Here is a 21,804-nt window from a genome sequence, read left to right as displayed (position 1 = left end):
CTTAAATTGAAGAAACCATCACTGAAAGTTTTCTACTTAGAAGAAGATGTTCCAATGATGGCTTAAGCAGAATTCGGGTTAATTAAATACAGTGATATTTAAACTCATACATATTGAGCTATGAATGATGGAAAATCGGTAACTATTGCTACCGATTTTCCATTAGAAAAGATAACACATTGGTTAGTTACCAATATCTTTATCGATAGTGACGGAAGATAAATAGTTAAGCAATGCGATATCGTTATCGACCCCCAGCTTTATCATGGCGGATTTCTTCTGGCTACTAATTGTCTTAATACTACGATTAAGTTTTTTTGCAATATCAGTAACAAGAAAACCGTCAGCAAATAAACGCAGGACTTCGCTCTCTTTAGGAGATAAACGCTTATCCCCATATCCATTAGCATTAACCTTTTCAAGTAACTTAGAAACACTTTCAGGCGTAAACTGCTTCCCCGTTTGCAAAGCAGAAAGTGCTTTAGGTAAATCTGTTGGTGCTCCTTGCTTTAACACGATTCCCTCAATATCAAGCTCAAGTATAGCACTTAAAATAGCCGGATTATTGTTCATGGTAAGAACAATAATTGCCAATGTTGGGTAATGACGTTTAATATATTTTATCAGGGTGATACCATCACCATATTTATCCCCAGGCATTGACAAGTCTGTTATGAGAACATTTGCTTCTATATGTGGCAAGCTATTAATGAGCGTCGTTGAATTTTCAAATTCACCGACTACATTAATCCACTCAATTTGTTCAAGTGACTTGCGGATGCCAAACAAAACGATGGGATGGTCATCGGCAATAATGACATTAAGGTTATTCATATTATTGGTTACCTTGCTGCAACAGCTTTGTGACAAAGGAATCAATGAGGCTGATGCTACTTTTGATTTCTACTTCATTATTGTCTGCTATGTGTTTTTCCAACGCCTCACATGATGACCTAAGAAATTTTAAATCCAACACAGCAAACGCACCCTTAAGGCGGTGTACCGTTCGCGAAAGTGATATCAAATCATGTCGTTCCATATCAGTATACAGTCTGGTGATATCCATAGGTACTGTCTCTATAAACAATTTCCTGTAGTCACTATCTGCCAACTGCGTTTGATAAATTTTGAGGATATTGCAAATACTGCTATCAACATTTTCAAATAAATCAACACTTTTAGCTAAATCACCTGCTGATTTAGAAATTTCAGAAATTTCCCTGATTTCATCTAAACTGAAATTTTCTTCGAAAAGAAACGATATTGCATTGATAATATCATCAGCAAGATTGTAATTGCACTGAACCATTCCCGGCTTCAACTGCTTAAATCCTGCTAAACTTCCCACTAATAATATAGTTGGTTTTTCATATTTGTACCGCTTTTCTTCTTTGTACAGTCTATCCGTAAGGATAATATCGTATTCTTCCGTAGTGCCTTCTTTTCTTTTATCAAAGTACGCAGCACCATAATTATTGAGATAAGTATGGACGATTTTGCTGATCTCAGGGTTATTGATATCAATTAAAATCGTGACCCCTTCCAAAAGTGGAGGCGTTTCGCTATTTTCATCTTCATGCTGCGATAGGGGCAGATTGATAACGTAATGTGTTCCCAACCCCAACTTACTTTTAATATCAAGGCTTCCTCCCATTCTTTTGCTCAACTGATTACATAAATAAAAAGTCATGCCAGAATTTGTAGAGTACTTATCTTCCACGGATTGGTTCAAAAAAGGATAAGTTAAGCTGGTTAGATCTCTTTCACTTAAACCAACGCCACTATCTATCAACTCAATCTGAATATGGTTGTCATATTTACCTGAACCATTAACAACCAATGATATTTTACCATAGCTGGTCATCGTTATTGCATAATTAAATAACAATGTAACAATTTTACTTAATGCTACCTTATCCCCTATGAATAAAGACTCACGAGAAATATTAAAATGATAATAAACTCTCAAACCCTTAGCATTTAATATTGGTAAAGAGATTTTCAAAATATCTTCCAATTGTGAAGATAGGGAAAATGTTTCATTTTCTGGCTGCCAATCTCCCAGCTCCAACTCATTAAGTAATGAAATATTTTCAACCCATTCGGTGAGATACTTTGATTTATCTAATAACCTATCCAATAACTTTTGTCCATTTTCATCTTGTGATAGCTGCTTCAATTGCTTGGTAATAGCATTAATACTGCTAACAGGGTATTTTATTTCATTATTAATATTTGACAGCATAGAACGCCTGATCTGAATGCTTTTATCATATTCACGATGAGCAAATTGCAATCGTTTATTTGCCATGACTTCCTGATCTTTGTCTTGCAGTAAAAACAGATAAGTTTCTGGTAAGAAGCTATTGTTATACATTTTTACTTCATAAACGGCTTCATCAATGGATGTCTGAATTACACCATGATGTTGCTGTGCCATCGCTCTAACTTTATTCAAATTCAGGTGGGGTATTAACTGCTCCGCAATTTTATTAATTATCATTATCTGATTTGATTCAAAATCATAAACCACAACGCCAACAGGAATATTGGAGATAATATCACTATTTAGGGCATTTTTAATTTTCAGTTCATGATCCATAGAAGCATTTGGTGCAATATATCGCCGGCGGATATAAAATAACCCGCTTAAAGAAAACAAAAAGAAAAACAATATTGAAAGTAACAGCCAGACATTTCTGAACAACAAATCTACAATCAGTGCCTTCAGTGGGACTTGATAAATCAATTTATACGGCATGACATCAAGGGGCTGAGAAAATTCTAGCCAAAAACCGTTTAATGAAACCTCAGCTGTCTCGGAAGCTTCAGGTTCATGTAAGTTGATCGCATTCAAGCGGAAGTTTGCTGGTGACATATCAACCGGCAAAAGGTTATTAATGGGTAAATCAAAAGCAATAATGGTGGTTAATTGCCCTGTTGCATTAAATGCAGCTTTATAGGTGTAGAAATAAATATTTTCACCACGTAATACATTAATGGAGGAAATGCTCTCTTTCTCCTCCAAAGCAGAAGACTGATCCAGCATCTCGGTGCGTTTGGTTTCAGAATTCAGAGTCAGATAGCTCTCTTTGAACCTGATTTCTGGTTTTAGAATCGGATAGGTTGTTATCAATAACAAATTATTATCCTGCCCATTAAGGTAGTACATGGACAAGTATTCATTATTAGCTCCCCAGAGAATATCCAAATAGCCAGACAGATATTCAGCCAGTTGGACACTCGAGTCGTTATGTTGCCCAAAAATAATGGTATCAACAGATTGATAACGATTTTCTAGCCAATAGACATCGGGACGCAATTTAAACAATGGCACATTCTCCTGAGAGGAGATTAGCAGAGTATTAGACTGCTCAAAAATATGACTTGCATGGTAACGATAATCTTTAATCTGCAATCTCATCTTAGCGGTTACACTACTGATAGCATATTTTTTATCCATCAGCCAAATATCAAAATAGTTATACCCGAATAAAAATAGAGACGTAAAAAGCAAAGTAACAAATAACGCGTAAAAACGAGGAATAGAAGATGGCTTGATAGGTGGTTGTTTATACATTCTTTGAATGGTTGCCTTTAATATGAATATATTTTGGTCAATGCGACATCAACCCGTCGATAAATAAGCCAGTGTACTAAGCTTAATATTAGCAGCTTCACAAATGAAAAGGCTATTACAGATCGAAGATTGAGCAAACAGTAAAAAAAACACAATTTTTTTCCTTTGAGGGCTAGACACATCAAAACGATATAGGCATAATCTCGCGCCATGGAAGGATGGCCGAGCGGTCGAAGGCAGCGGTCTTGAAAACCGCCGATGGGAAACCATCCTAGAGTTCGAATCTCTATCCTTCCGCCAAATTTCGCCGGCTTAGCTCAGTTGGTAGAGCAACTGACTTGTAATCAGTAGGTCACCAGTTCGACTCCGGTAGCCGGCACCATACAAGAACCCGCTATTTCCCGTAATCAATCGGTGAAATAGCGGGTTTTTACTTTATATTCTCAACAAAATTTCCTGCATATACTCCCTTCTCATTTGGCTTTTTGCCATCTTATCGCCCTGGTTAGCCAAGTTTCCCCCTGGCAAAGCGATAAAGTTACTTAACATACCAATAAATTATGTTACTCAACCAAGAAGTTTCTGGTTATTTTTTAACTTAATATGCTTCTGCTTTCTTAGTGATTTTTTCCGAATCACATAGCTTGATAACGAATTATCCAATGCCACCACAAGTGTAATTATTTATTTACACTCTGTGTACTATAAATTTGACAGCCATAAATCAATCATTTAACCTGCGGGTCTTATAATTATTTCTCAACATATTCAGAAATGAGGATCGCGTGAAAAATCGCACTATTGGCAGTATTTTTATCGTTGCTGGAACGACGATTGGCGCAGGGATGTTAGCAATGCCATTAGCAACGGCGGGTGTGGGATTTGGAACTACATTTGCTATGTTAGTCGCCCTGTGGGCGTTAATGAGCTATACAGCACTCTTGCTCGTGGAGGTGTATCAACATAATGAGTTTAATACTGGGTTAGGAACTATCGCGAAACGCTACCTTGGGTTAGGTGGGCAGGTGTTGACTGGCTTCAGTATGCTTTTCCTTATGTATGCCCTGACAACAGCTTATATTAGTGGTGCGGGTGAGTTACTGGCGATCTCCCTCTCTTCTTGGTTGGATAAACCGGTTTCTGTCTCTGCCGGGATCAGCATTTTTACTATTATTGGTGGTGGGGTAGTCTGTATTGGCACTCAATCTGTCGATTTTATCAACCGCCTGCTGTTTACTGCTAAAATTGTTTTTCTGGTGATCGTACTCGGCGTAATGATGCCTCATGTTGATAAAATCAACCTGATCTCCATGCCCATTGAGCAAGGATTAGCACTCTCTGCCATCCCGGTCATTTTTACTTCATTCGGATTTCACGGTAGTGTGCCAAGTGTCGTTGCCTATATGGGAGGAGAGACCAACAAGCTACGGAAAATCTTTGTTATCGGTAGTGCCATTCCCCTGTTAGCCTATATTCTGTGGCAATTAGTAACGCTCGGGGCTATTTCTTCAAATACATTTGTTGGCATTCTTGCGCAAGAATCTGGCCTGAATGGGTTATTGAAAGCCGTCAGAGAAATTGTCGCTGTACCTAAGGTGGAGTTTGCCGTTCATCTGTTTGCCGATCTTGCACTCGCCACCTCATTCCTCGGTGTTGCCCTGGGGTTATTTGATTACCTGGCTGACCTGTTTAAACGCCGCAATAATGTCAAAGGACGTTTACAAACAGGGTTAATGACTTTTGTTCCGCCACTATTATGTGCTCTGTATTACCCTAATTTTGTTATGGCACTGACATTTGCGGCGGTTGCGCTCTCCATTCTCGCGCTATTATTGCCGTCCCTGTTGGTTTGGCGTAGTCGTGAAGAAAATCAGGCAGGTTATCGTGTCAAAGGTGGTAAACCTGCATTAGTCTTTGTTTTCCTGTGTGGACTCGCCGTTATTGCCATTCAACTTGGCATTGTCACAGGTCTACTGCCAAACGTGGGGTAACGTTATCCTGTCTGAGGTTATTCGCATCAATATTAATGCGGATAACCTTGCAGCATTTTCGTTTAATTAAAAACTTAAACCGGTGCCAACATAAAAACCATCGGAAACCTTGTTATTACGATTACCATGACTACCCCGTATGTCAATGACACGGTAGCCCACCTCAACACTCAGGGGCCTGAAAAACGTATAACGCGCTCCCGCTGTCGCCTCAGTGTAAGAATCCATCCCTGACGTTAAGCCCGATGGCGAACCGTAAGCCTCACCATACAGGGATAAAGAAGAAGTCACAGCCCAACTAAGGCCCGCACCGACAGCCAATGCAGCGCCATCTTTCCCATCTTTGGGGGACAAATAAAGCCCTTTCGCGCCGACGTTTGCAGCGAATGGACCAAATGGCAGACCGAAGCCTAAACCTAAACTACCCAGCTGGCCATTGTGATCACTGCGAGTCCAGTTACCCGTCAGAGACAGGCCGGCATATTTATCACCCATCCCCACGGATGTACTTGTGCTGTGTTTTCCCACCTGAGCATCTATAGAGAGAGCATTTGCTGAGTTAGCTATAAAAAGCAAACTCGCGGCGCCGATAGCAATAAAGCCTTTCATCATCTTGTCCTTTAATTAGTCACTGCCCATATAGGCTAAGATATTGTACTTAAACCAACGTGGTGACATAGATCACAAAAGCAAGGAAATGTTTATATTTATAAAGATATGTAAATGACGTTACTATTTATAATGCTTACTATTTATCTCTGTTACCCATTGCTTCACGTGTTGGCGCGAAACCTTTATTCCTCCGTTTTTCAGTTGTGCAGGTAACACATAGCAGGCAACAGGCCGCTGAAAAGCCGCAGTTTTATCCGCAAGCCAATCAATAATTGTCTCTGTTAGCACAGGATATTGAGTTTCAATGACCGCGACTGGCCGATGACCGAATTCAATATCAGGAATGGGAATAACAAAGCTCTGTTCAATTTGAGGATGTTGGTTAATGATCCGCTCAATATCTTCTGGCTGGATACCCTCTCCTCCACTGAAAAACTGGTTGTCGAGACGCCCTAAGATCCGTAATTCCCCCTGTTCAAATACGCCTCGGTCCCGTGTCGAAAACCATCCTTCATTATCTGTCAATGGCTGCAATTCCCCGTTAAACCAATAGCCATTCGCAATACTATCAGCGCGGATCTGAATTTCTTCATCGACTAAGCGAATGGATTTTCCCGGAAGTGGATTGCCTACCCCAGGCAACCCATCTGCGCGTTTTGCACAAACAGTTGATGCCATTTCTGTCAGCCCATAGCCACACCAACAACGAATACCCAGTTCTTCAGCTCGTTGAGTCAGCGACGTTGGTATCATAGCGCCTCCCAATAACACGTCTTTTAATGTCAATGGATAGTTATGGGGTTGTTCCAGCAAACGCCACAGTTGAGTAGGTACAAGTGATGCATGAGTACAGCCAGACAGTGCGCGATCCAGCGGATGTAAATCCCTCAGCACTAATGTTGCGCCTGTTTGTAACCAACGCCAAAGGATCCCCTGGCCTGAAACATGAAACAGGGGCAATGACAGTAACCAACTATCATCTGGCTGAAAATCCATACGGGAAAGAATACCTTGTGCGCTGGCAAGATGAGCACCAATGGAATGTACCGCAGCCTTGGGCAACCCAGAAGAGCCAGAGGTCAGGATCATGCTGGCAGGACGTTGACTTTCCCACACCACCAATAGGTTGTTTTTTGCCCGCCGATCATGTTTCGCCGGAAACTTTTGTTGCCAGTCAAGTAGCTTAACTGGCATAACAGGCGAAGGTGAGTCCGTGAAATCCACCCCATAATCCATATTGAGATGAGCCAATAACTCCGCCAGCAACCGATCAGGTAATTGAGGATTAAGAAGTAACGCTCTGGCACCACATCGCAGGACAGCCAGGTAACACAACAGAAGTTCCGCACTGTTCTTGCCTCTCAAGATCACGCCACTACCTTCCACAACGCCCTGTTGGTGGAAATGGACAGCAATAGCATTGATACTTTGCGTTAATTGATGCCAGGTTAATTGCTCATCATCTAACTGGATGGCCTGTTTTTCAGGTAAGGCCGCAGCCCAATGCTGCCACGGCCATTGAGTCCACTCTGTTATTGACATTCATAACTCCACACCATAGCCAGCTTATCCAGCATGACACATGGAATATGACTATCAGGCCAACAACGGATAAGTTGTGACTGGATAAGATCCAAAGTATCCAGACCTGGCAGTGAATCAGGCGTAAGCCATTGAGCAAGACGAGCCAATTGTGTCAAACCAAAGCTACTTTCAATGCTGGAGCTAATCACTGCTTCTAACCCTAACTGATGAGCTTCGGTAATTAATTGACGACAACGGTCAATGCTGCCTGTCAATGTTGGTTTGATGATAATGGCAGAGACACCCTCCTGAGCTTCTACGATAAAACCAGCTTCACGGACACTTTCATCCCATGCAATGGCGATACCCGTTTCACGAGCAAACGCCAGAGATTCATCCCGGGTTTTGCAGGGTTCTTCGATAAAAGCAATTCGGTGCCGATAATCTGGATTGACATATTTAGCAAATCCCTCTGCTTTTGTGCGTGTCCAACTGCGGTTAGCATCTAATCGCAACCGGAGATCAGGCACCGCTTCAAGCATCACATTGACGACCATGCCATCCCGTACGGCTTCATATAGCCCAACTTTCACTTTGGCAATTTTCTGTCCTGCCATACTTCCCAAACGCAAGATCACCTCATCGGGATCGCCCGTACATAACGCTGCCTTGCAATAATCGGCTGTTTCAGGCAACGCCCCCTGTAATTCAGCCAGTGCACAGCTTATGCCAAACGCAACGGAAGGAAGATCGCTCTCTTCTGGCTGTGTGCCCAGGCACCATTGTTGCAGCCATTCCACCGCCGATATTTCAGCTTGCTCAGGCGTTTCATGGCTGAATTCAGGCAATGGGGAAATTTCTCCCCAACCATCTCGTCCATTTTCCTGTAAGTGCACCAAAAAACCGTCACGGGTTTTCAGGCGCTGATAACGCAGAATAATGCCTGCCTCCATGGGCAGGCTGAATAGGTACAAAGTGGCTTTACGCATGATGGCTGACAACTTACGGATTACGCGTGAATTTACTGAAATCAGGATGGCGTTTTTCGTTGAACGCATTGCGCCCTTCCTGCCCTTCTTCGGTCATGTAGAACAGCATGGTGGCATTGCCCGCCAACTCCTGTAAACCAGCCTGACCATCACAATCTGCGTTCAATGCCGCTTTCAGGCAACGCAACGCCATTGGGCTGTTTTCCAGCATTTCACGACACCAGCGCACAGTTTCTTTTTCCAATTCGGCATAAGGCACGACGGTGTTCACCAGTCCCATATCCAGGGCTTCTTTGGCATGGTATTGGCGGCACAGGAACCAGATCTCGCGCGCCTTTTTCTGTCCTACGATCCGGGCCATATACGATGCCCCCCAGCCGCCATCAAAGGAACCGACTTTAGGGCCTGTTTGACCAAAAATGGCATTATCTGCCGCAATGGTCAAATCACACATCAAATGCAGGACATGCCCACCGCCAATGGCATACCCCGCAACCATGGCAACGACAGGTTTTGGACAGGTACGGATCTGACGCTGAAAATCCAATACATTCAGATGGTGTACTCCGCCATCATCTTTATAGCCGCCATAATCGCCACGGATCTTTTGGTCGCCTCCAGCACAAAACGCGTTTTCTCCCATTCCTGTCAGAATAATCGTGCCAATTGCTTCGTCATAACGGGCATCTGCCAACGCCTGAATCATCTCTTTGACTGTCAAAGGACGGAACGCATTACGTACCTGTGGGCGATTAATCGTAATCCTGGCAATGCCATCTGCGGATTTATGGTAGAGAATATCTTCAAACCCCTGGGAACAATCTTGCCATTCAATAGGGGCATACAATTTTTCTTCGCTTGGGTAACGCATTATTGAGTTTCCTTTAACCAAAAAGTGATAAAAAATAGCTCACTGCGCTGGCAAAAGCCGCAGGATTGCCATAGTGAGCATTATGTCCAGCTTGAGGAATGGTTGTTAATGGCAACGTATATTGCTGCGCTATCTTCCGGAATTTACGATCATTTTCCCCACATAAGTAAGAGAAAGGAATAGATATGTGCTGTAAAGCAGAAACCAGCCAGGGTTGGCGGCCTAAAGAGGTATTTTCCAGCATATCCGCGATACGCTCTCCCCTGTTTTGACTGCGCAGATGAATAAGTTGCTCACGTTGAACCGTCGTTAAATCAGCAAATATCGGTTGTTGATACCAATCAGGTAAGACTGACACCATTGGCTCCTGACGAAAACGCTGTGCCCAATGCTGATCATTGCGTAATCGCATATCACGCTCCTGCTGGGAAAACAGACCCGGATTTCCTCCTTCCACCAGCAATCCGCGCAAGCCATTTTGTTTACCATAGAGCGCATGGTACATGGCAATTCGCCCTCCCAGTGAATAGCCAATCAAACAGTACTCATTGATTGGATACTCCGCTAAGGCTGCTCCCAGCAATTCACTCATCTCAGCAAAACCGCCTGTTAAGGCTATATCGGCGGAATTACCGTGCCCGGGTAAATCAACAACCAATGAAGGATATCGATTGCACGCCTCCACGACAGGAGACCAATCGTCGCCGGTTCCCAATAATCCATGCAACCAAACTAACCATGTCCCTTGATTATGTGTATGAAATGCCCGGAAATTTAGTTTCACAAAGACGCCACCTGTTTGAGCAGCTCCTGCAGGCAGACCACTCCGGCATTGCCTGGCACTTTTAGCTCAACCAATGTCGTCTCCTTACGATCCCATACTTGTTGAGCACAGCGTTTTAATTCCGGCCAATTTTGTGGTGCCGCATAGTTTAGGCCGAACATGGCAGCAACATGATTAAAATTGACATCTTGCGGCATACAGTAAAAACGCTGGCGTTCTTCCTGCGGTGTCGGTAACAGAGAAAAAATCTGTCCACCATTATTATTCACTATGATCAATAACATCGGTTCAGAAAGGTGGCGTAATAAAGCCAGGCTATTGAGATCATAGAGGGCAGAGATATCACCTATCACCGTGAGTGTCGGTTTATTTGTCGCCCGCTGTACGCCTGCTGCGGTCGCAATCAAGCCATCTATACCACTGGCACCTCGGTTACTGTAAACCGGATAACCCACGGGAAGCTGCCCCAAAGCATCAACCAAACGTACAATCAAGCTATTGCCAACAAACAATTGCCCCTGTTCTGGCAACAATTGATGCAGTTGATGCGCAACCGCTGCCTCACTGAATTCTCCCGTCAACTTTGTTTCAACACACTTAAACGCGCTTTTTGACCATGAATTCAATTCCTCTGCCCAGGGTGCTCGTGAATATGCGGGATGTTCCCGTAACCAATCAGTCACACTGCAAGTGAATTTGCGCCCTCTATGGTTTGCAGGATCAAGCCTGCCGGCAATGGGATCGACAATCCAATACTGCTCAGGCTGGCATTTAGCCTGCCATTGCAGCAGTCGCTTACCTGTCAGGCTGGCACCAAATTGGATCACCAATTGCCCTTGTGCCAGGATCTCCTGAGTGCGGGAGTGAGTCAGCCATAAATCTGCACATGGCAAAGGCTGTCCCGTTTGAGACAACACATCACCAATAAGTGGCCATCCCATCTCTTTTGCCCATTGAGCAACATAGTTGCCCTCTTCTGCGCTCATTCTCCCTGCCAGTACAATTCCCGGTTTTTTCTGCCAGATATCCCAATCAACTGCCTTGAGGGTGGTATACATTTCTGGCTGGATCAACCACGGTTCACTCCCTTGCCACCAATCCCCCAATGTTCGCAACCAATCTTGATGCGCTGTCACCTCATCACCATACAAAGGCTCCGCAAACGGGCAATTAATATGCAGAGCACCTTGTTTCAGGTTTGACATTGCATTATCGATAGACGAAACCAACCAACTGGCAGGGATCTCTGTGGTTGGTCGTGGCAATGCTAAAGTTTGCGCGGGATGAGAAGCAAAAATGCCTACCTGACGAATAGCCTGATTAGCACCACAATCGATTAATTCAGACGGCCTGTCTGCGGTGAGAAATACCAATCGCTCTCCCGTCAATCCTGCTTCAATTAAAGAAGGATACAAATTGGCAACTGCCGTTCCAGACGTCACAATAACCGCAATCGGCTCTTTGCCCGCTTTTGCCAGTCCTAAAGCCAAATAGCCCAACCCGCGCTCATCAAAATGAGTATGACAGTTCAACTTATGGTTTTTTGCGGCAGCCAATGTCAATGATGTTGAACGAGAGCCGGGAGCAATGCAGACATGACGCAATCCGTGGCGGGTTAATGCTTCCAATAAAAGTTCCGCCCAGCGGCGGTTGAGTGCGCTGTTTGACATAGAATGCCCAAAAAATTCTTTAAAAAATGAGGCCAAAAAATAAGAGATAATTATATAAGATGTTCTTGATCTTAACGCGGATAAAAATGATTTCCTTATCTTAGTTCAAGGAATTGTCATTTAATTGGCGATATTTCAGCTATATACTCGATAAACTTCACGTTGCAACCCGCAAGACGACGCGAAGCCTTATATTTTCCTCTGACGTTATCTGCAAGTGATAACAATATCCATATAATTACTAATGCAAATCACTCATACAATATCGTTTGAAATTCACACACGAAAGAGAATAACCGAATATCAATTTCGCTAACATTTTCGGCATGGTGATTAAAAATAGCATTTAATTTTGAAATATAGTCATATTACGATTAACAAACCCCACTTTTATACTGAAAAATAAATTAACCTCACTTTAACGCATTTATTTAAAATAAAAGCCCCAACAACCAATAACATTCAGCCTTCGGTAATAAAAAATATTTACACTCAGTCTCAGTTTTTTTCATTGAAATAAATTTTCATATTCCTATTTATTTTTAAAAATATTTTTACGATAGAGGGATTAAAATACAACTAATTGATATAAAACAAATAAAATGATTTCAAAACATAAATGTCATACTTATGCATTATTTTATATAGATATAGTGGCAATGCAAAACAAAATGCGCTTAATTATTTCATGAAATTTTCTCATTGATATAAATTCACGCAATACGTATTATTCTGCCTCTTCAAAAATGAAGAATTTAAAAATTCATCTTAATCTAAATTAAGTTAAATTCCGTCTGGTCCTACTATTTGTAAAACCAACAAGCAGTATAAAAAGGGGATGGCGTGTCATATCTTTATTTCCGTCCGATGGGCTTTTATAGATATCGGTATAGGCTGTTATCGTTATTTATTTCATTAAGTTGTTTAATCACAACGGAATCCGCTCAGGCAGATTACGATGCATTAATTCAACAAGCCAGAAATGGCAATACCAATCCCATGCTCGAATATATTCGTCAGGAAGAGAAACGACATCGTCTTTCTTCCTCGCAAATTGCTGATTGGTTGCAAATTGCAAGCTGGGCTGGACATGATGATGAAGTCATTTCGCTCTGGCAACGTTATCGCTCAATGGCTATACCTGCCAGAGGGATCGCGGCGGTTGCCCGGGCCTATCGCAACCAACGTCAATGGTCACAGGCAATACAGCTATGGCGCACAGCCCTGACCCTGGACAAGCAGAACAGAGACATCAAAGCGGGCTTTATCATGACACTCGCCGATGGCAGACAAGACACGGAAGCCCGTCGTTTGGCAAACGATTTATTGGCTCGTCAACCCGACGCCGCTAATTACCGTTTGCTGGCCTACGTTGACCAGGCTGCCGGCCGGATATGGAATGCCCTGCAAGTGCTTTCTATCGCGCATAAACGGTTTCCCGACAATAAGGAAGTCACCCAAGACTATCTGTTCAGCCTCAAAAACAATCGCGTCAGTGCTCCTGCATGGCACCTGGGACAACAGCACGCCACACAATTAACCACGGCGCAACTGCGCAGGCTGGAAGCCTGTGCCGCAGCAGAATTGGTTCGCTTGTCAATGATCCCCAATCGTAATGAAAAAGAGCGCTTTGACATTGCTGACAGGGCACTTGCACGCTACGAACAGATGCTTAATCAATGGCACAACCTACCCGATGCACAACAAGATTATCAACGGGCGCGCATTGATAGGCTTGGTGCTCTTCTTTCCCGCCATCGGATGCAAGACGTTATTGATGAATACCAGACGTTGCAAAAACAAGGCATACCTCTCCCGGAATATGCACAGAAATGGGCAGCGGCAGCCTATCTGAATCTGCGCCAGCCAGAAAAAGCGCAAAATATTCTGCACTCGTTGAATTACCCTGATGAAAATATTTCGTCGTCAGGGAAAATTTCACCGCCCAATATTCCCCTTGAAGATGATATCGTCCTTTTTTATGCGAATGTGGAAAGTGAGCGTCTGGATGCCGCTCAACAACTTGCCACCGATATCAAACAACGCAATCCTTATATGCTGAATGTCTTTGGCTCCCCCATTCGTGTTCCGAATGATGGCTGGCTGCAAGGGCAGCAATTTTTAGCGGAGTCTGCACAATTACGTGAAGATCTTGCCGAAGCAGAAAAACGCTTTACCCATTTAGCCCGCACAGCGCCTGGCAATCAGAAATTACGGATTGATCTGGCAGCTGTCTGGCTGGATCGTGGTTGGTCACGCCGTGCTGAGAGTGAATTAAAGCAAATTGAAGGAATCGATCAGCGTCATCTGGCATTGGAAATCCAGCAAGGTTATACCGCGCTGGCTCTGCAAGAATGGCGGCAGCTGGACTTGCTGGCCGATGATGTTATTACCCGCGCCCCGGAAGACACGTCCGCTAAACGCCTTAACCGTCTGCGTAATGTGCATCATATGGCAGAACTGCAAATTAAGGTTAATCAGGGCATTAATTCAGATAATCCTGAAAGTGGCAAACACAGTTCAGATATTGACGCAGTACTTTATAGCCCTCCCTTTGAGGATAATTGGCGCTTATTTGCCGGTGGTGCTTACAATCGCGGCCAGTTCTCAGAAGGCCGGGGGTTGAACCGTGATTTACGCGGCGGTGTAGAGTGGCGTTCGCGGGATCTTTGGCTGGAAGGTGAAGTTTCTGCACGTCATGGCGGCAAGGTGGGATTACGGATCGCAGCCTGGTATGACTTCAATGATCAATGGCGACTGGGTGGCTCCGCAGAACGTCTTGCCCGTAATACCCCCTTGCGTGCGTTGAGCAATAATATCGATGCCAATGGTGGACAAATTTATGCCCGCTGGAGATACAGCGAACGCAGCCAATGGAGCGCTCGCTTTACCCCTGCATTCTTTTCAGATGGCAACCATCGCTTTGAATATGGCATTGATGGCCTTCAACGCCTCTATACCGCTCCTTACCTGAAACTTGATGGGCAGTTGGAACTGAGTACGACTCACAATACCCGGCAAAATACCCCCTATTTCAATCCCAAAAGCGACTTCACCTTCCTGCCTGAGCTGGAAGCAGACCATGTCATATATCGGCACTATCAAACCGCCTGGAGTCAGCAAGTTGTGGCGGGTATCGGGCAATATTGGCAGCAAGGGTACGGCAGTGGCCTAATCACAATGGTGGGATATGGTCAACGTATTAAATGGAATGATGCTATTGACGCAGGGGTAAGGCTCACGCTGGATAAACGTCCTTATGACGGTAAACGAGAGAGTAATCTGCAAGCTGCTTTTGATTTAATCTATCGGTTCTGAAGGATTTTTTTATGATACACAATGTTTTTCGTCATTGGTTGATGATATCGGCCCTGCTGATTAGCTTGTTACTCCCCCAGTTTGGCATGCTGGCATATGCAGAAAAACCTGATTTCGTTCCACCAGCCCAACGGCCGCTTTCCATGAATGAACGCCCCTGGCCTAAAAATGGCTTTGTAGTTCTGGCTTACCATGATGTCGAAGATGATGGGGCAGATCAGCGTTTTATGTCAGTCCGTACCAGCGCATTGAACGATCAGTTTGCCTGGCTGCGGGAAAATGGCTACCAGCCGGTTACCATCGACCAAATTCTCGCTGCCAATCAGGGCGGTACGCCATTGCCTCTCAAGGCCGTATTGCTGACTTTCGATGATGGCTATAGCAGTTTCTACCACCGCGTATTTCCGCTGCTGAAAGCCTATCACTGGCCTGCCGTTCTGGCTCCCGTTGGGATCTGGGTTGATGTACCCGCCGAAAAACCCGTTGATTTTGGCGGGTTGATGGTGGCGCGGGAGCGCTTCACGACCTGGGAACAGGTAGCAGAGATGTCTCGTTCTGGTTTAGTGGAAATAGGTTCCCATACTTATCAGCATCACTATGGTGCCATCGCTAATCCACAAGGCAATACCGAGCCGGCTGCGGCCATTCGCATTTACGATCCGAAAACAGGTCACTATGAAAGTGAGCAGGCGTTCCGCCAGCGGATGGAAAAGGATATTGCCACTATTACCCAAAGAATTATCGCTGCCACAGGCAAGCAGCCACGGGTCTGGATTTGGCCTTATGGTATCGATAACGGTGTTACGCTGGAAATAGCCAAACGCTACGGCTACAAAATGGCATTGACCCTGGATAACGGGCTGGCAAACGTCAACAATCTTGATAATGTGCCACGTATATTGCTCACACATAATCCTTCCCTGAAAGAGTTCGCCGGGCAGGTAATTCAGGTACAGAATAAACCGATCTTACGGATTGCCCATATTGATCTGGACTATGTTTATGATCCAGACCCCGTTCAACAAGCCGATAATCTCGATAAACTGGTCCAGCGCATTGCCGATCTGCGCGTCAATACCGTTTTCCTGCAAGCCTTTGCTGATCCCAAAGGCGATGGCACTGTACGGGAACTCTACTTTCCTAATCGCTGGCTACCGATGCGGGCTGATCTCTTTAACCGTGTTGCCTGGCAACTGCACAGCCGCCTGAATATTGAAGTTTATGCGTGGATGCCCGTTCTGGCCTTTGAACTGGAGTCTTCACTCCCGCGGGTGATGAGCGATGACACAAGTCATAACCAGCTGTTTGTAAACCCGACACAATATCGTCGTTTATCGCCTTATAACTCAGAAAACCGCCGGAGGATCAAAGAGATTTATCAAGATTTGGCCTCTCATGCTATTTTTCAGGGCGTCCTGTACCACGATGACGCCGTCATGTCTGATTTTGAAGATGCTGGCGCAGATGCCATCAAAGCTTATCAGGCCGCAGGTTTATCTGCTTCCCTTGCAGAAATTCGGCAAGATCCAGAACAATTCGCCCGTTGGACACGCTTTAAAAGCCAATACCTGATTGATTTCACTCATGAGTTAACCAGAGAACTCAAGTCAATACGGGGTTACCAGATCAAAACTGCACGCAATATTTTTGCCCTGCCCATTCTGGAACCGGACAGCGAAGCGTGGTTTGCCCAAAATCTGGATGACTTCCTCGCCCACTACGATTGGGTTGCCCCTATGGCAATGCCATTGATGGAAAATGTGCCACTAGCAAAAAGCAATCAATGGTTATCCCGCTTGGTGAAAATCATTGCCCAACGCCCACAAGCCCTGGACAAAACTGTTTTTGAATTGCAATCCGTAGATTGGCGCAAGCCCTTGGATAAAAGGGCAATTTCAGGGCACCAATTAGCAGAATGGATGCGTCAATTGCAGCTCAACGGCGCACAGAGCTTCGGTTACTACCCTGATGACTTTCTTAACAATCAACCAGAAATGAATGAGATCCGCCCTGTTCTTTCTCCTGAATGGTATCCACTTCATGATTGATCGTATTATTGCTTTTCTCGTGCTCTGCCTGGTACTGAGCATCCCCCTTGGTATCGCTATCACCTTTACCGGGGAAGTCATGCTGAACTTTGTCTTTTTCTGGCCTTTATTCATGTCGGCCATCTGGATCTCAGGCGGGATCTATTTCTGGCTCTATCGGGAAAGGCATTGGAAAATTGTTGATGAAGAAGCGCCGCATCTTGAAGGAAAACCGCTAATTTCAATTTTGATCCCTTGCTACAACGAAGGGCCAAATGTTCGTGAAACACTGCTGGCCGCCTTGAACCAGCGCTATCCCAATATTGAAGTGATCGCTATCAATGATGGTTCAACCGACAGCACCGCGGATGAACTCAATGCGATGGCGAAACAATATCAAGCCTTGAGAGTGATACACCTGAAACAGAATCAAGGCAAAGCCACTGCACTTCAAGCGGGGGCAGCTGCCGCGAAAAGTGATTATCTGGTCTGTATTGATGGCGATGCCCTGTTAGATCGTGATGCGGCTGTTTGGCTGGTCAAGCCCATGATTGAAAATCCCCGTGTTGGCGCTGTTACTGGTAATCCCCGCGTTCGTACACGATCCACTTTAGTGGGGCGCATTCAGGTTGGGGAATTTTCTTCCATCATTGGCCTGATCAAACGAACCCAACGGATTTATGGTCAGGTCTTTACCGTGTCAGGGGTTGTTGCAGCCTTTAATCGCCGGGCACTGGCCGATGTGGGGTATTGGAGTAATGACATGATCACAGAAGATATTGATGTGAGCTGGAAACTCCAGTTACACCATTGGGCTATCCTGTTCGAACCCCGTGCGCTCTGCTGGATTTTGATGCCTGAAACCTTGCGGGGATTATGGAAGCAGCGGTTACGCTGGGCACAGGGTGGAGCCGAAGTTTTCCTGAAAAACCTGCGTCAATTGTGGTCATGGCAATATCGCCGTATGTGGGGGTTATTTGCTGAATTCTGCTGCTCCGTTATCTGGTCATTTACATTTGCCCTTTCCATCATTTTATTTTTACTCGGCATGTTCATCGCATTACCGGAAAACATTCGCGTCTATACCCTATTTCCACCTGGGTATACGGGATTAGTTCTGGCGGCTACCTGCCTGATCCAGTTTACCGTCAGTTTAGTGATTGAACGACGCTATGAAAAACACGTTGCCTCATCGCTGTTCTGGGTAATTTGGTATCCGATGGTTTATTGGATGCTGAACCTATTTACGACCTTGGTATCTTTTCCCAAGGTGATGCTTAAAGTACACAGAAAACGCGCGCGGTGGGAAAGCCCTGACAGGGGAATAGAGAGAATCGAATCATGAAAGAACCATTGATTTTTACCGAACAAAGGTTATGGCCGCGTTTAATTGATATTCTGTTGACCATCCTGGCTTGGGCAGGTTTTATCTATTTATTCATAATGGGATTATTTTACGTCTCCCATAATGGTCCCAGGCCTTTTACGTCGACATTATTTACTTCAGAACTGGGCGTCATCGCCCTTTATATTGCCATTGCCATATTTAATGCATTTTTGCTCATTGGCTGGGCAAAATACAACCAACGTCGATTTAGGATCGAACGTCGTCGTCACCGACCTGCGTTAACCCACGCTGAGGTGGCGCAGAGTTTTACTTTGGAACAAAAGTTGTTTGATACCTTAAGGCAAAGCAAAGTTTCCAGTATCACTTATGACAATCATGGACATATAATAGGAATCAATAAAGATGTTTCAATATAGAAATAGCCATTTATTCACTAATAATGAAATTATACCTTAAAGGTATCGATTAGGTTGCCAATAATCTTATTTGGCAAGCAACTATTTTACAACCTATCTCATTAAGGAAATAAAACTGAATGAGATAGGTCTTGGCTGAGAACAGATTTTATCAATAAATTTAACACGACCATTTACAATATGAAAAATAAATACTGGAACCCGATATGAAAATGATTGAACGGATTCATCATCTTTGTAAACGCACTATTTTTAAACGTTGTGTCTCCAGATTATTTCTACGGGTATTGATCACGTTATGCTTAATCACCGTCACATGTCATTCAGCAGTAATGGCTATGCCTGACACCAATGAAAAACGAATAATCAATAAAAAAACAGCGCGCAACGAAAATGTTGCGCGGGTAGTTTCTGGAATTATCAGTTATACCCACTGGCCTATTACACCTACTATTCTGCACTTATGTCTGGTTCCTCCATCCAATTACATCAGCGCCTTAACCCACATTGATATGATTTCTGATCACACAGAACTGCAAGTTGAAACACTCAATTTCAACGTAGAACAACTCATAGAAAGATGTGATGTCATTTACTATGGTCAAATCGATCCACAACTTCAACATCAGGTAATCAACCTGAAAAATGACAAGCCATTGCTTACCATTGCTGAAAATAATCCGAACTGTGAAATTGGCAGCGCATTTTGCCTCAACATTAACAGCGCTCCGGCAACATTTAGCCTCAATCTTGATATTCTGACGCGCAGCGGCGTGCGCATACATCCGAATGTCCTGCAACTGGCTCGTAAGGTGGAATAATCTACATGAAAAAACGTTATTCACGGATGCCCTCACGCCCGACTTTACGTCATGCTTTCCACCGCATCCATTTGGTCATTACGTTTATCATATTATCCGTAGTCGGCTTGTTTTTATCGTTACTGGCACTGCTTGCTATGCAGAAATATGCCGAAAACAGTTTAAAACTGATTGCCACGACCATTGCCCATACCGCACAGGCCGCTGTGGTTTTTCAGGATAAAACCACAGCAAACGAAATACTGGAAATGATTGCCGTTCACGATGGCTTTACAGAAGCCAAGATTTTTGATGCTAAACAGCAGGTGTTAGCCAGTTGGCAAGCCAATCAGGAGACTCGTACCGGCAATTTCAAGAAATTGATCGAGCACTGGCTATTTCTTGAACCTTTCACCCTGCCAATTTACCATCATCAGCAAAAAGTAGGCTCAGTCTGGTTAATTGGTAACAGTTGCCACATCATCAAATTTATTTATCAGGCCCTGCTGGTACTATTTGCCTGCCTGCTGTTCAGCGCCGTCATTTCACTCTACCTCTCGTTGCGTATGCATGATGGTATTGTCAGAGCTTTGCAAAACATTACGGCCGTCGCCCATGATGTGCGGCAACAGCGGACATTTTCACGGCGCGTGCCCTCGGCCCATATTGCTGAACTGCATGAGCTAAGTCAGGTTTTCAATCACCTGCTGGAAGAGCTGGAAGAGTGGCAACATCATCTGCAAACAGAAAAAGCCGCGTTAACCTGGCAAGCACAACATGACTCTCTGACCGGTTTACCAAATCGGGCCACTTTCGAACGTGTTCTGTCAACCGTCATGAACGATAAATTTATGCGTGAAAGTGCAGCGATATTATTTATTGATGGTAACAGGCTGAAATATGTCAACGATGTCTATGGACATGCTGCCGGCGATCACGTGCTTGTCACTATCGCCGCCACCTTAAAACGAAGGGTAAGAAAAACAGATACCGTTGCCCGGCTTGGCGGGGATGAATTTGCTATCCTGTTGCCTTCCGCCAATCTAGAAGATGCAGAACGCGTTGCCAAAAATATCATCCATGCTATGGATACCCCGATTCTCCTTCCTAACGGACAACATCTACGTATCACACTCAGCATCGGCATTGCATTATCCAACGGTGAACTAACGGCAGAACAACTACTCTCTGAAGCCGATGCAGCGATGTATCACATAAAACAACGGGGCGGTGGCTGGTATTCCGCTGATACAACAAAACTCAACTATCTATCAAGGAACCCTCTATGAGCAGAAATCGTTATTGTGTATTTATCTTTGCGTTTATTGGCGCACTTTTTCTCAGCGCCTGCCAGAATAAAGGGGCGTTGACAGCCGCACAAATCGCCGCACTTAAACAACAGGGATTTCAACAAACCGATGAAGGCTGGTTATTTGGTATATCAGAAAAGGTGTTGTTTGGTAATAACCAATTTCATTTACGACCAGAAGGTGAAACAAAATTAAAACAACTGGCCAGTATTTTATCCAAAGTGGGTATCCACCACGCACGCCTTGATGGCCACACTGACAATTACGGAGAAGTGAGTTACAACAATCAATTATCATTGAAACGCGCCAACACCGTTGCAGATGCACTGACACAGGGAGGTATGCAGCGTACTAATCTGACAGCCCGTGGATTAGGGCCAAGCCAACCTATCGCCGATAACCGAAGTGCAAAAGGTCGGGCAGAAAATCGTCGGGTTGCCATTGTGATAACGACACCGCAATAGCGCTATACCATGAACTATAATATGGGTTTTAAAACAGCCCTGTTTATTACGGGCAACCTGATAATATATTGATATAAATCACGCGATGCTCGACTTTAAC

Annotated in this window: 16 protein-coding genes and 2 tRNA genes; 10 read left to right on the top strand and 8 right to left on the bottom strand. The window is 44.3% G+C overall.

What is annotated here, in order from left to right:
• Window positions 1-183 precede the first annotated feature (183 nt).
• Window positions 184-834: a response regulator transcription factor RcsB gene (rcsB, locus tag ABLA76_RS13255; RefSeq protein WP_047769369.1), complete on the bottom strand. Its 651-nt coding sequence runs from the start codon at window positions 832-834 to the stop codon at window positions 184-186.
• A 1-nt stretch (window position 835) separates the two neighbouring features.
• Window positions 836-3,580, bottom strand: coding sequence for a phosphotransferase RcsD (rcsD, locus tag ABLA76_RS13250; protein WP_348988272.1), 2,745 nt, complete (start codon window positions 3,578-3,580; stop codon window positions 836-838).
• Window positions 3,581-3,792: 212 nt separating this feature from the next.
• Here rcsD and ABLA76_RS13245 point away from each other — a divergent pair.
• The 3 genes from ABLA76_RS13245 to tyrP all read left to right on the top strand — a co-directional run bounded on the left by ABLA76_RS13245 (window position 3,793) and on the right by tyrP (window position 5,571).
• Window positions 3,793-3,880, top strand: a tRNA-Ser gene (locus ABLA76_RS13245).
• Window positions 3,881-3,886: 6 nt separating this feature from the next.
• Window positions 3,887-3,962: transfer RNA gene (locus ABLA76_RS13240), tRNA-Thr, on the top strand.
• 403 nt (window positions 3,963-4,365) lie between these two features.
• Entirely contained in the window at window positions 4,366-5,571 is a 1,206-nt protein-coding gene (tyrP, locus tag ABLA76_RS13235; protein ID WP_047769373.1) for a tyrosine transporter TyrP, read from the top strand.
• A 66-nt stretch (window positions 5,572-5,637) separates the two neighbouring features.
• Here the strand turns inward: tyrP and ABLA76_RS13230 are convergent, their stop codons facing one another.
• The 6 genes from ABLA76_RS13230 to menD all read right to left on the bottom strand — a co-directional run bounded on the left by ABLA76_RS13230 (window position 5,638) and on the right by menD (window position 12,021).
• Entirely contained in the window at window positions 5,638-6,180 is a 543-nt protein-coding gene (locus ABLA76_RS13230; protein ID WP_348988274.1) for a YfaZ family outer membrane protein, read from the bottom strand.
• 123 nt (window positions 6,181-6,303) lie between these two features.
• Window positions 6,304-7,725 carry an o-succinylbenzoate--CoA ligase gene (gene menE / locus ABLA76_RS13225; RefSeq protein ID WP_348988271.1) on the bottom strand — a complete coding sequence of 474 codons (1,422 nt, stop codon included), beginning with the start codon at window positions 7,723-7,725 and terminating at the stop codon, window positions 6,304-6,306.
• Window positions 7,716-8,696, bottom strand: a complete 981-nt coding sequence (gene menC / locus ABLA76_RS13220; RefSeq protein ID WP_348988273.1) for an o-succinylbenzoate synthase — start codon at window positions 8,694-8,696, stop codon at window positions 7,716-7,718. The genes menE and menC overlap by 10 nt, the downstream gene beginning before the upstream one ends.
• Window positions 8,697-8,709: 13 nt before the next feature.
• Window positions 8,710-9,567: a 1,4-dihydroxy-2-naphthoyl-CoA synthase gene (gene menB / locus ABLA76_RS13215; RefSeq protein WP_348988270.1), complete on the bottom strand. Its 858-nt coding sequence runs from the start codon at window positions 9,565-9,567 to the stop codon at window positions 8,710-8,712.
• 13 nt (window positions 9,568-9,580) lie between these two features.
• The gene (menH, locus tag ABLA76_RS13210) at window positions 9,581-10,351 is read right to left on the bottom strand and encodes a 2-succinyl-6-hydroxy-2,4-cyclohexadiene-1-carboxylate synthase (protein ID WP_348988269.1); all 771 of its coding nucleotides are present in this window, start codon (window positions 10,349-10,351) and stop codon (window positions 9,581-9,583) included.
• Window positions 10,348-12,021, bottom strand: coding sequence for a 2-succinyl-5-enolpyruvyl-6-hydroxy-3-cyclohexene-1-carboxylic-acid synthase (menD, locus tag ABLA76_RS13205; protein ID WP_348988268.1), 1,674 nt, complete (start codon window positions 12,019-12,021; stop codon window positions 10,348-10,350). Before menD ends, menH begins: the two co-directional genes overlap by 4 nt.
• Before the next feature lie 843 nt (window positions 12,022-12,864).
• Between menD and pgaA the strand changes: the two genes are divergently transcribed.
• The 7 genes from pgaA to ABLA76_RS13170 all read left to right on the top strand — a co-directional run bounded on the left by pgaA (window position 12,865) and on the right by ABLA76_RS13170 (window position 21,704).
• Window positions 12,865-15,339, top strand: coding sequence for a poly-beta-1,6 N-acetyl-D-glucosamine export porin PgaA (gene pgaA, locus ABLA76_RS13200; RefSeq protein ID WP_348988267.1), 2,475 nt, complete (start codon window positions 12,865-12,867; stop codon window positions 15,337-15,339).
• 11 nt (window positions 15,340-15,350) lie between these two features.
• Window positions 15,351-17,387 (top strand): poly-beta-1,6-N-acetyl-D-glucosamine N-deacetylase PgaB, encoded by a 2,037-nt coding sequence (gene pgaB / locus ABLA76_RS13195; protein ID WP_348988266.1) that lies wholly within the window; start codon window positions 15,351-15,353, stop codon window positions 17,385-17,387.
• The gene (gene pgaC, locus ABLA76_RS13190; RefSeq protein WP_047769385.1) at window positions 17,380-18,711 is read left to right on the top strand and encodes a poly-beta-1,6-N-acetyl-D-glucosamine synthase; all 1,332 of its coding nucleotides are present in this window, start codon (window positions 17,380-17,382) and stop codon (window positions 18,709-18,711) included. Before pgaB ends, pgaC begins: the two co-directional genes overlap by 8 nt.
• Complete coding sequence (gene pgaD, locus ABLA76_RS13185) at window positions 18,708-19,130, top strand: poly-beta-1,6-N-acetyl-D-glucosamine biosynthesis protein PgaD (protein ID WP_348988265.1); 423 nt, start codon at window positions 18,708-18,710, stop codon at window positions 19,128-19,130. Before pgaC ends, pgaD begins: the two co-directional genes overlap by 4 nt.
• A gap of 206 nt (window positions 19,131-19,336) precedes the next feature.
• Window positions 19,337-19,951 (top strand): YfiR family protein, encoded by a 615-nt coding sequence (locus ABLA76_RS13180; protein ID WP_348988264.1) that lies wholly within the window; start codon window positions 19,337-19,339, stop codon window positions 19,949-19,951.
• A 5-nt stretch (window positions 19,952-19,956) separates the two neighbouring features.
• Window positions 19,957-21,219 (top strand): diguanylate cyclase, encoded by a 1,263-nt coding sequence (locus ABLA76_RS13175; protein WP_348988263.1) that lies wholly within the window; start codon window positions 19,957-19,959, stop codon window positions 21,217-21,219.
• Complete coding sequence (locus tag ABLA76_RS13170) at window positions 21,216-21,704, top strand: OmpA family protein (RefSeq protein WP_047769392.1); 489 nt, start codon at window positions 21,216-21,218, stop codon at window positions 21,702-21,704. Before ABLA76_RS13175 ends, ABLA76_RS13170 begins: the two co-directional genes overlap by 4 nt.
• Window positions 21,705-21,804: the final 100 nt, after the last annotated feature.

Origin of the sequence: Xenorhabdus sp. SGI240 (assembly GCF_040081915.1) — a bacterium.
Classification (GTDB): Bacteria; Pseudomonadota; Gammaproteobacteria; order Enterobacterales; family Enterobacteriaceae; genus Xenorhabdus; species Xenorhabdus bakwenae.
This window is presented reverse-complemented; position numbering and strand designations above follow the sequence as displayed.

What these genes read in the sequence shown, in the direction of transcription:
- rcsB (WP_047769369.1), bottom strand. Translation starts at nt 834, where the DNA reads ATGAATAACCTTAATGTCATTATTGCCGATGACCATCCCATCGTTTTG.
- rcsD (WP_348988272.1), bottom strand. Translation starts at nt 3,580, where the DNA reads ATGTATAAACAACCACCTATCAAGCCATCTTCTATTCCTCGTTTTTAC.
- ABLA76_RS13230 (WP_348988274.1), bottom strand. Translation starts at nt 6,180, where the DNA reads ATGAAAGGCTTTATTGCTATCGGCGCCGCGAGTTTGCTTTTTATAGCT.
- menE (WP_348988271.1), bottom strand. Translation starts at nt 7,725, where the DNA reads ATGTCAATAACAGAGTGGACTCAATGGCCGTGGCAGCATTGGGCTGCG.
- menC (WP_348988273.1), bottom strand. Translation starts at nt 8,696, where the DNA reads ATGCGTAAAGCCACTTTGTACCTATTCAGCCTGCCCATGGAGGCAGGC.
- menB (WP_348988270.1), bottom strand. Translation starts at nt 9,567, where the DNA reads ATGCGTTACCCAAGCGAAGAAAAATTGTATGCCCCTATTGAATGGCAA.
- menD (WP_348988268.1), bottom strand. Translation starts at nt 12,021, where the DNA reads ATGTCAAACAGCGCACTCAACCGCCGCTGGGCGGAACTTTTATTGGAA.
- pgaB (WP_348988266.1), top strand. Translation starts at nt 15,351, where the DNA reads ATGATACACAATGTTTTTCGTCATTGGTTGATGATATCGGCCCTGCTG.
- pgaC (WP_047769385.1), top strand. Translation starts at nt 17,380, where the DNA reads ATGATTGATCGTATTATTGCTTTTCTCGTGCTCTGCCTGGTACTGAGC.
- pgaD (WP_348988265.1), top strand. Translation starts at nt 18,708, where the DNA reads ATGAAAGAACCATTGATTTTTACCGAACAAAGGTTATGGCCGCGTTTA.
- ABLA76_RS13180 (WP_348988264.1), top strand. Translation starts at nt 19,337, where the DNA reads ATGAAAATGATTGAACGGATTCATCATCTTTGTAAACGCACTATTTTT.
- ABLA76_RS13175 (WP_348988263.1), top strand. Translation starts at nt 19,957, where the DNA reads ATGAAAAAACGTTATTCACGGATGCCCTCACGCCCGACTTTACGTCAT.
- ABLA76_RS13170 (WP_047769392.1), top strand. Translation starts at nt 21,216, where the DNA reads ATGAGCAGAAATCGTTATTGTGTATTTATCTTTGCGTTTATTGGCGCA.